The 9,105-nt window shown below is 73.4% G+C and carries 6 protein-coding genes; 4 read left to right on the top strand and 2 right to left on the bottom strand.

Features of this window, described 5'->3' with window-relative positions; all coding sequences use genetic code 11:
• The coding region (locus DLJ47_RS33985; RefSeq protein ID WP_109906301.1) for an MBL fold metallo-hydrolase at nucleotides 1-641 on the bottom strand (641 nt) is incomplete at its 3' end.
• Between the two features lie 8 nt (nucleotides 642-649).
• Nucleotides 650-1,366: a maleylpyruvate isomerase family mycothiol-dependent enzyme gene (locus DLJ47_RS33980; RefSeq protein ID WP_109906299.1), complete on the bottom strand. Its 717-nt coding sequence runs from the start codon at nucleotides 1,364-1,366 to the stop codon at nucleotides 650-652.
• Nucleotides 1,367-1,535: 169 nt separating this feature from the next.
• Here DLJ47_RS33980 and rsgA point away from each other — a divergent pair, with 169 nt between their 5' ends.
• The 4 genes from rsgA (at nucleotide 1,536) to uvrC (ending at nucleotide 8,783) form a co-directional block, all read left to right on the top strand.
• Entirely contained in the window at nucleotides 1,536-2,615 is a 1,080-nt protein-coding gene (gene rsgA / locus DLJ47_RS33975; RefSeq protein WP_109906297.1) for a ribosome small subunit-dependent GTPase A, read from the top strand.
• Between the two features lie 301 nt (nucleotides 2,616-2,916).
• Nucleotides 2,917-5,859, top strand: coding sequence for an excinuclease ABC subunit UvrA (uvrA, locus tag DLJ47_RS33970; protein WP_109906295.1), 2,943 nt, complete (start codon nucleotides 2,917-2,919; stop codon nucleotides 5,857-5,859).
• 305 nt (nucleotides 5,860-6,164) lie between these two features.
• Entirely contained in the window at nucleotides 6,165-6,647 is a 483-nt protein-coding gene (locus DLJ47_RS33965; RefSeq protein WP_109906293.1) for a Rieske (2Fe-2S) protein, read from the top strand.
• A gap of 153 nt (nucleotides 6,648-6,800) precedes the next feature.
• Nucleotides 6,801-8,783, top strand: coding sequence for an excinuclease ABC subunit UvrC (uvrC, locus tag DLJ47_RS33960; protein WP_109906291.1), 1,983 nt, complete (start codon nucleotides 6,801-6,803; stop codon nucleotides 8,781-8,783).
• Nucleotides 8,784-9,105: the final 322 nt, after the last annotated feature.

The following is a 9,105-nucleotide window of genomic DNA, read 5'->3' as shown; positions in this document are numbered from 1 at the left end:
GTGCGCCACTGGGGGAGGGCGGGGCGTTCGGTGCCGAGGGTGCTGTCCTTGCCGTGGCCGGGGTAGAACCACGTCTCGTCGGGCAGCCGGTCGAAGAGCTTGTGCTCGACGTCGTCGATCAGCGCGGCGAACCGCTGCGGATCCTTCTCGGTGTTGCCCACCCCGCCGGGGAAGAGGCTGTCGCCGGTCCAGAGGTGCGGGGTGCCGGCCGGGTCGCGGTAGAGCAGCGCTATCGAGCCCGGGGTGTGCCCACGCAGGTGGATGACCTCCAGCGGACAGTCGCCGACCCGCACCGTGTCACCGTCGGCGAGCGGCTCCGACTCGATCGGCAGCCCGGCCGCGTCGTCGGCGTGCGCCAGGGCGCGGGCGCCGGTCTTGGCGACCACCTCCTCAAGCGCCACCCAGTGGTCCATGTGCTGGTGGGTGGTGACCACGGTGGCCAGGCCGGCGTCGCCGACCAGCTCCAGCAGGCGCGGCGCCTCGTTCGCGGCGTCGATCAGCAGCTGCTCGCCGGTCGACCGGCAGCGCAGCAGGTAGGCGTTGTTGTCCATCGGGCCCACCGACACCTTGGTGATGGTGAGCTGGTCGAGCTCGCGTACGGCCGGCGCGCCGCCGGGTGAGACGTCTCCGCGGTAGGTCATGACGGTGTCTATATCCATTCCGGTGGCTCGGGGAGCGGACCGTCCGGGGTGACGGTCAGCACGTCGCCGCGGCTGCGTCCGATCAGCCAGGCGGCGAGTTCGGGGGCGGCGCCGGTGACCACGGGCGCGCCCGCCCGGTCGCCGATCACCAGTTCGTGCCGGCTGCCGTCGAACCGCAGCACCATCGGTGGTGCGTCGCCGCGCTCGGCCAGGTCGGTCGCCACCTCGTGCAGCAGCCGGTGGCCGAACGCCTCGGGCCAGTCGGCCGGGCGGTGCCCGGCAGCCAGGTCGACGTGGTGCACCTCCAACTCCCGCAGCCGGCCCCAGACCAGCAGGGCGGCGACCTTGGCACCGCGCGGCGTGTCGACGGTCGCCGTCCACGCCTCGGCGGGCATCGCGGCCACCGCCTCGGCGAACCGGTCCGCCGAGCGGCGCAGGTCGTCCAGGTGGGCCTCCGGCGGGCGGCCGGCGCCGGCCTCGATGTCCGCCGCCCGGGCCGCCGCTGAGGCGTACATCGGCACCTGCTCACCGGTACGGGCCGCGGTCAGCAGGTTGACGAAACCGTCGGCGTTGCGGGCCAGGTGCGTCAGCACGTGCCCGCGGGTCCAGCCCGGCAGCAGCGACGCGGCGGCGATGTCCGCATGGTCGAAGGTGGCCGCGGTGCGCAGCAGGCGCGCCGTGGCGTCGTCCACCTCACCGGTCAGCAGGAGCGGATCCGTGGTCACGTCCCGACCCTAACGGTCGCCCGCCCGCACGTCGCCGGGGAAATCGCTTTCGGCGCGTCGTCGGGACCCCTACCGTCGGCTCGAACGCGGCACCGGGGCTCGGAGGAGGTGGTGATCATGCCGGTCTCAGCGCGCGTGCGTCACCCACTCCGACACCGATGAGGATTGCATGACCATCGACCTGACCGCCCTCGGCTGGGACGCCGACCGGGCGGCACACCTGCGCCGTCGTACCGACCACCGCCCGGGCCGGGTGGCCCGGGTCGACCGCGGCGTCTGCACAGTGCTCTGCGCGGACGGCCCGGTCCGCGCCACCCTGGGTGGGGCGGTGCTGGCCGCCGCCGCCCACGACCTGACCCGGCTGCCCTGCGCCGGGGACTGGGTGCTGCTCGGCACCTGGCCGGACTCGCGGATCACCGTCGAGACGGTGCTGCCCCGGCGCACCGCGCTGATCCGCCGGACCGCCGGCAAGGACGCCAGCGGCCAGGTGCTCGCCGCGAACCTGGACGCCGCCGCCGTGGTGGAGCCGGTGCACCCCGAGCCGGACGTCGGCCGGATCGAGCGGCTGCTCTCCCTCGCCCACGAGTCGGGCGCCCGGCCGCTGGTGGTGCTCACCAAGGCCGACCTGGCCGCCGACCCGGCCGCGATCGCCCGGCAGATCGCCGCCGCCGCCCCCGGGGTGCCCGTGCTGCCGGTCAGCGCCGAGCGGGGCGCCGGCCTGGACCCGTTGCGCGCCGAGGTGGCGCCCGGCCGCACGCTGGGCCTGCTCGGCCCGTCCGGCGCCGGCAAGTCGAGCCTGGTCAACGCGTTGGCCGGGGCGGTGGTGATGCCAACCCAGGCGATCCGCCGGGTCGACGGCAAGGGCCGGCACACCACCACCTGGCGGGCCCTGGTGCCGGTGCCCGGCGGCGGGGCCGTGCTGGACACCCCCGGGGTGCGGGCGGTCGGCCTGCTCGACGGCTCGGCCGGGCTCGACCGGGCCTTCGCCGACATCGCCGACATCGCCACCGGCTGCCGGTACGGCGACTGCGGGCACGACGGGGAGCCCGGCTGCGCGGTGCGCGAGGCGCTGGAGAGCGGCGAACTGCCCGCGCGACGCTGGGAGAGCTGGCGGCGACTGCAGCGGGAGGTGGCGTACGAGACCCGCCGCCGGGAGACCCGGCTGGCCGCCGAGCGCCGCGGCGGCTGGCGTGGCGCCCGCCGGCGGGCCAACCGGCCGGCCCGACCGCCCTCGTCCGGCGGATTCTGACCCGCGGCGCCGGTGACCGAGAGTGGATCACCGGCGACCGGTCGCCCGACCGCCCTCGCCGCCGGACCCGGGCCCGGCGAGGGCGGTCGTCGTCGCCGTACCGGGGGATGGACGAGCGCAGTCGTCGCCGCGCTCCGGGCCGCGGCCGACCGGGCTGAGCTGCGGGAATGCGCCGGTCGGGAAAAGTGTCGTACCTCGGGGCTAGAGTTGCCGAGGCGCTTTTCTGCGCCCGCACAACCGCTCAGAACCACCACGGAGCGGGACAGATCCTCCTCTCTTCTTCACCGGGAGTACACGGACAGTGGCCGACCGACTGATCATCCGTGGCGCGCGCGAACACAACCTGCGTGACGTCAGTCTCGACCTGCCCCGGGACGCCCTGATCGTCTTCACCGGGCTCTCCGGGTCGGGCAAGTCGAGCCTGGCCTTCGACACGATCTTCGCCGAGGGGCAGCGGCGCTACGTCGAGTCGCTCTCCTCGTACGCCCGGCAGTTCCTCGGCCAGATGGACAAGCCGGACGTCGACTTCATCGAGGGCCTCAGCCCGGCCGTCTCGATCGACCAGAAGTCCACCTCGCGCAACCCGCGGTCCACCGTCGGCACCATCACCGAGGTCTACGACTACCTCCGGCTGCTCTTCGCCCGCATCGGCGAGCCGCACTGCCCGGTCTGCGGCGAGCGGATCTCCCGGCAGAGCCCGCAGCAGATCGTCGACCGGGTGCTCGCCATGGCCGAGGGCACCCGGTTCATGGTGCTCGCCCCGGTGGTCCGCGGCCGCAAGGGCGAGTACGTCGACCTCTTCGCCGAGCTCCAGGCCAAGGGCTACGCCCGGGCCCGGGTCGACGGCGTGGTGCACCCGCTGACCGAGCCGCCGAAGCTCAAGAAGCAGGAGAAGCACACCATCGAGGTGGTGATCGACCGGCTCACCGTCAAGCCGAGCGCCAAGCAGCGGCTCACCGACTCCGTCGAGGCGGCCCTGGGGCTCTCCGGCGGGCTCGTGCTGCTCGACTTCGTCGACCTGCCCGAGGACGACCCGGAGCGGGAGCGGCGCTTCTCGGAGAACCTGGCCTGCCCGAACGACCACCCGCTCGCCATCGAGGACCTGGAACCCCGGGTCTTCTCCTTCAACGCCCCGTACGGCGCCTGCCCGGAGTGCACCGGCCTGGGCACCAAGAAGGAGGTCGACCCGGAGCTGGTCGTGCCCGACCCGGAGCGCACCCTGCGCGAGGGCGCCATCCAGCCCTGGTCCACCGGGCACAACCTGGAATACTTCCTGCGCCTGCTGGAGGCGCTCGGCGAGGCCGAGCACTTCGACGTCGACACGCCGTGGCGGGCCCTGCCGTCCCGAGCGCAGAAGACCATCCTGCACGGCTCCGACGACCAGGTGCACGTGCGCTACCGCAACAAGTACGGCCGCGAGCGCTCCTACTACACCGGCTTCGAGGGCGTGGTGCAGTGGATCGAGCGCCGCCACGCCGACACCGAGTCGGACTGGTCGCGGGACAAGTACGAGGGCTACATGCGGGACGTGCCCTGCGCGGCCTGCGGTGGCGCCCGGCTCAAGCCCGAGGTGCTCGCGGTCACCATCGCCGGCAAGAGCATCGCCGAGGTCTGCAACCTGTCGGTGGGCGAGTGCGCCGAGCTGCTGGCCGGCATCGAGCTGACCGACCGGCAGAAGATGATCGCCGAGCGGGTGCTCAAGGAGATCAACGCCCGGCTGCGGTTCCTGCTCGACGTCGGCCTGGACTACCTCTCCCTGGACCGGCCGGCCGGCACTCTCTCCGGCGGCGAGGCGCAGCGCATCCGGCTGGCCACCCAGATCGGCTCCGGCCTGGTCGGCGTGCTCTACGTGCTGGACGAGCCGTCCATCGGGCTGCACCAGCGCGACAACCACCGGCTGATCGAGACCCTGGTCCGGCTGCGCGGCCTGGGCAACACGCTGATCGTCGTCGAGCACGACGAGGACACCATCCGCACCGCCGACTGGATCGTCGACATCGGCCCGGGCGCCGGCGAGCACGGGGGCAAGATCGTGCACAGCGGCTCGGTGCCGGCGCTGCTGGAAAACCAGGATTCGGTGACCGGGGCGTACCTGTCCGGCCGCAGGTCGATCCCGACGCCGCAGTCGCGCCGCCCGCAGACCCCGGGCCGCGAGCTGGTGGTGCACGGCGCGCGGGAGCACAACCTGCGCAACCTGACGGTGTCGTTCCCGCTCGGTCAGCTGATCGCGGTCACCGGGGTCAGCGGCTCCGGCAAGTCGACCCTGGTCAACGACATCCTCTACGCCGTACTGGCCAACCAGATCAACGGCGCCCGGCTGGTGCCCGGCCGGCACACCCGGGTCTCCGGGCTGGAGCACGTCGACAAGGTCGTCGGCGTCGACCAGTCGCCGATCGGGCGGACGCCGCGGTCCAACCCGGCCACCTACACCGGGGTCTGGGACCACGTCCGCAAGCTCTTCGCCGAGACCACCGAGGCCAAGGTCCGGGGGTACGGCCCCGGCCGGTTCTCGTTCAACGTCAAGGGCGGCCGCTGCGAGGCGTGCTCCGGTGACGGCACCATCAAGATCGAGATGAACTTCCTGCCCGACGTGTACGTCCCGTGCGAGGTCTGCAAGGGCGCCCGCTACAACCGGGAGACCCTGGAGGTGCACTACAAGGGCAAGACCGTCTCCGACGTGCTGGAGATGCCGATCGAGGAGGCGGCCGAGTTCTTCTCCGCCATCCCGGCCATCCACCGGCACCTCAAGACGCTGGTCGACGTCGGCCTCGGCTACGTCCGGCTCGGCCAGCCGGCGCCCACCCTCTCCGGCGGCGAGGCGCAGCGGGTGAAGCTCGCCTCCGAGCTGCAGAAGCGTTCCACCGGGCGGACGGTCTACGTGCTCGACGAGCCGACCACCGGCCTGCACTTCGAGGACATCCGCAAGCTGCTGATGGTGCTCGAGGGCCTGGTCGACAAGGGCAACACGGTGATCACCATCGAGCACAACCTCGATGTGATCAAGTCGGCGGACTGGCTGATCGACATGGGCCCCGAGGGCGGGCACCGGGGCGGCACGGTGCTGGCCACCGGCACCCCGGAGGAGGTCGCCGAGGTGGCCGAGAGCCACACCGGCCAGTTCCTGCGCCAGGTGCTCAAGCTCGACGGCGCGGCGAAGGGCGCGACCGCGGCCACCACCCGGGCGGCCAAGGCCAACGGCGCCACCAAGCGCACCACCCGCAAGGCCACCGCCGCGGCCCGGTGACGCCTGGCGGCCGCACCCTGCCCGCCGACCGGGCCGGCTTGGCCGACCGGGCCGGCCGGGGCTACCGGGCAGGCCGGGCCGACCTGGGCAGTTCGGCCCGCTCGGACGACGCCTGCCGGTTACGAGGTTGGTGACGGTCGCCGTGATCGTCCGCCCGGTTAACCTCGTGATCACCGGAGGCTGCCCCGGGCGAGCAGGGGCAGCGGCCGTCGCCGATCGGGTGAACCGGTGGGGACCGTGGTGCGTGTCCCAAGGTGCGGCCGTGGGATCTCCAGGGGCGGCGGCAGCCGAGAGAAAGGCGAGGCATGAGTGACGATCAGGAGCTGACCGGGCCGGTCATCCAGACCCGGCGGGCCCTGCTCACCGGCGCGGGAGCGGTCGGGGCGGCGGTGGTCCTGGCGGCCTGCGGCGGCGAGGACTCCGGCGACGGGTCCGCCCCGACCAGCGGCGGGCCGGCCGTACCGAGCTCCGGGGACGCCGGCGGCGGTGACCGCCAGGGGGCACAGTCGCTGGCCCGGACCGCGGACGTCCCGGTCGGCGGCGGCGTGGTCCTCGCCGCGGAGGGCGTCGTGATCACCCAGCCGTCCGCCGGCGAGTTCAAGGGCTTCGACCCGATCTGCACCCACCAGGGCTGCCCGGTGACGAACGTCGACGGCGGCACCATCAACTGCACCTGCCACGGCAGCAAGTTCTCCATCGCCGACGGTTCGGTCAAGGCCGGTCCGGCCACCAAGCCGCTGGCCCCGAAGGACGTCAAGGTCACCGGGGACCAGATCTCGTTCGCCTGACCGCCCGGGCGCGATCGACTCGGGTTGCGGTGTCTCGGGGTGTCGCTGGCGGGGCGGCACCCCGAGGTACCGCATCCCGGGGGCGGGCCGGCCCGTCGGGTCGTCCGTCGCGCCGGCCGAGGGCTGTCGGGGGTGCGGACTAGGCTTGCTGCCGTGGCTGACCCCTCGACCTACCGTCCCGCGCCCGGCACCATTCCGGAGTCGCCCGGGGTCTACCGCTTCCGCGACGGCACCGGCCGGGTGATCTACGTCGGCAAGGCGAAGAACCTGCGCAGCCGGCTCAACTCCTACTTCGCCGACCTGTGGGGCCTGCACCAGCGCACCCAGCAGATGGTCACCACTGCCGAGTCGGTCGACTGGGTCACCGTCGGCACCGAGGTCGAGGCGCTCCAGCTCGAATACACCTGGATCAAGCAGTACGACCCGCGGTTCAACGTCCGCTACCGCGACGACAAGTCGTACCCCTACCTCGCGGTCACCCTCGACGAGGAGTTCCCGCGCCTGCAGGTGATGCGGGGCGCCAAGCGCAAGGGGGTGCGCTACTTCGGGCCCTACTCGCACGCCTGGGCCATCCGCGAGACGCTCGACCTGCTGTTGCGCGTCTTCCCGGCGCGTACCTGCTCGGCCGGGGTGTTCAAGCGGGCCGGCCAGGTCGGCCGCCCCTGCCTGCTGGGCTACATCGGCAAGTGCTCGGCGCCCTGCGTGGGCAGCGTCTCGGCCGAGCAGCACCGCGAGATCGTCGACGGCTTCTGCGACTTCATGGCCGGCCGCACCGACACCATGGTGCGCCGGCTGGAACGCGAGATGGCCGAGGCCAGCGAGCAGTTGGAGTTCGAGCGGGCGGCCCGGCTGCGCGACGACATCGCCGCGCTGCGCCGGGCGATGGAGAAGCAGACAGTGGTGCTCGGCGACGGCACCGACGCCGACGTGGTGGCCTTCGCCGACGACCCGCTGGAGGCGGCCGTCCAGGTCTTCCACGTCCGCGACGGCCGGGTGCGCGGCCAGCGCGGCTGGGTGGTGGAGAAGACCGAGGACCTGACCACCGGCGACCTGGTGCACCACTTCTGCACCCAGGTCTACGGCGGCGAGCAGGGCGAGGCCGACGTGCCCCGCGAGCTGCTGGTGCCCGAGCTGCCGGCCGACGCCGACGCGCTGGCCGACTGGCTCGGCAGCCACCGGGGCAGCCGGGTGAGCCTGCGGGTGCCGCAGCGCGGCGACAAGCGGGCCCTGCTGGAGACGGTGGCCCGCAACGCCAAGGACGCGCTGGCCCGGCACAAGTTGCGCCGGGCCGGTGACCTGACCACCCGCGGCAAGGCGCTCGACGAGATCAGCGAGGCGCTCGGCATGCGCACCTCGCCGCTGCGGATCGAGTGCTTCGACATCTCGCAGATCCAGGGCACCGACGTGGTGGCCAGCATGGTCGTCTTCGAGGACGGGTTGCCGCGCAAGAGCGAGTACCGCCGGTTCATCATCCGGGGCGCCACCGACGACCTCTCCGCGATGTCCGAGGTGCTGCGCCGCCGCTTCGCCCGCTACCTGGACTCGCGGGCCGAGACGGGTGAGGCGGGCGTGGAGTCGGCCGACGACCCGGGTGCCCCCGCCGGCCAGGCCGACGGTGACGAGCCCCGGGTCGGCGCGCTGGTGGATCCGACCACCGGCCGGCCCCGCAAGTTCGCGTACCCGCCGCAGCTTGTGGTGGTCGACGGCGGGGCGCCGCAGGTCGCGGCGGCCGCGCAGGCGCTCGCCGAGCTGGGCATCGACGACGTCGCGCTCTGCGGGCTGGCCAAGCGGCTGGAGGAGGTCTGGCTGCCCGACGACGAGTTCCCGGTCATCCTGCCGCGCACCTCCGAGGGGCTCTACCTGCTGCAACGGGTCCGCGACGAGGCGCACCGGTTCGCCATCACCTTCCACCGGCAGCGGCGCTCCAAGCGGATGACGGAGTCGGCGCTGGACAAGGTCCCCGGCCTGGGGGAGGTGCGGCGCAAGGCGCTGCTGCGCCACTTCGGCTCGCTCAAGCGGCTCTCCGCGGCCACCGTCGAGGAGATCACCGAGGTGCCCGGGGTGGGCCGGCGGACGGCCGAGGCAGTGTTGGCTGCGCTCAACGGCGACCCCGCCAAGACCCCCTCGACCGACTGACCGCCCGCGCCCGCGTGCCGGCGGGCTGGGGCCACACCAGATCGCCGATGTGGCGGTATCCGCGCGGTCGGGCGAGGTGATCCACACGGGATCGGTGATCTGGCGGTGTCCGCGCGACTGGGAAACCCCCACATCCCGGATCTGGAGTCGGTCGCCCTGATCCCAACCCGGGACCTGTCGGCGCCGCCCGGCTGATGCCGGGATGGACACGGCCCGGGCCAGGCCGGGCCACGCCGCACCTCACCGGGCCGTGTGGGGCCGCGCCGCGCCCGCGGGGCCGCGGGAGGTCATGCGGGGCGCGCCGCGTCGCCCAGGCCAGGCG

It is taken from the genome of Micromonospora sp. S4605 (assembly GCF_003176715.1).
Taxonomy (GTDB): domain Bacteria; phylum Actinomycetota; class Actinomycetes; order Mycobacteriales; family Micromonosporaceae; genus Micromonospora; species Micromonospora echinaurantiaca.
This window is presented reverse-complemented; position numbering and strand designations above follow the sequence as displayed.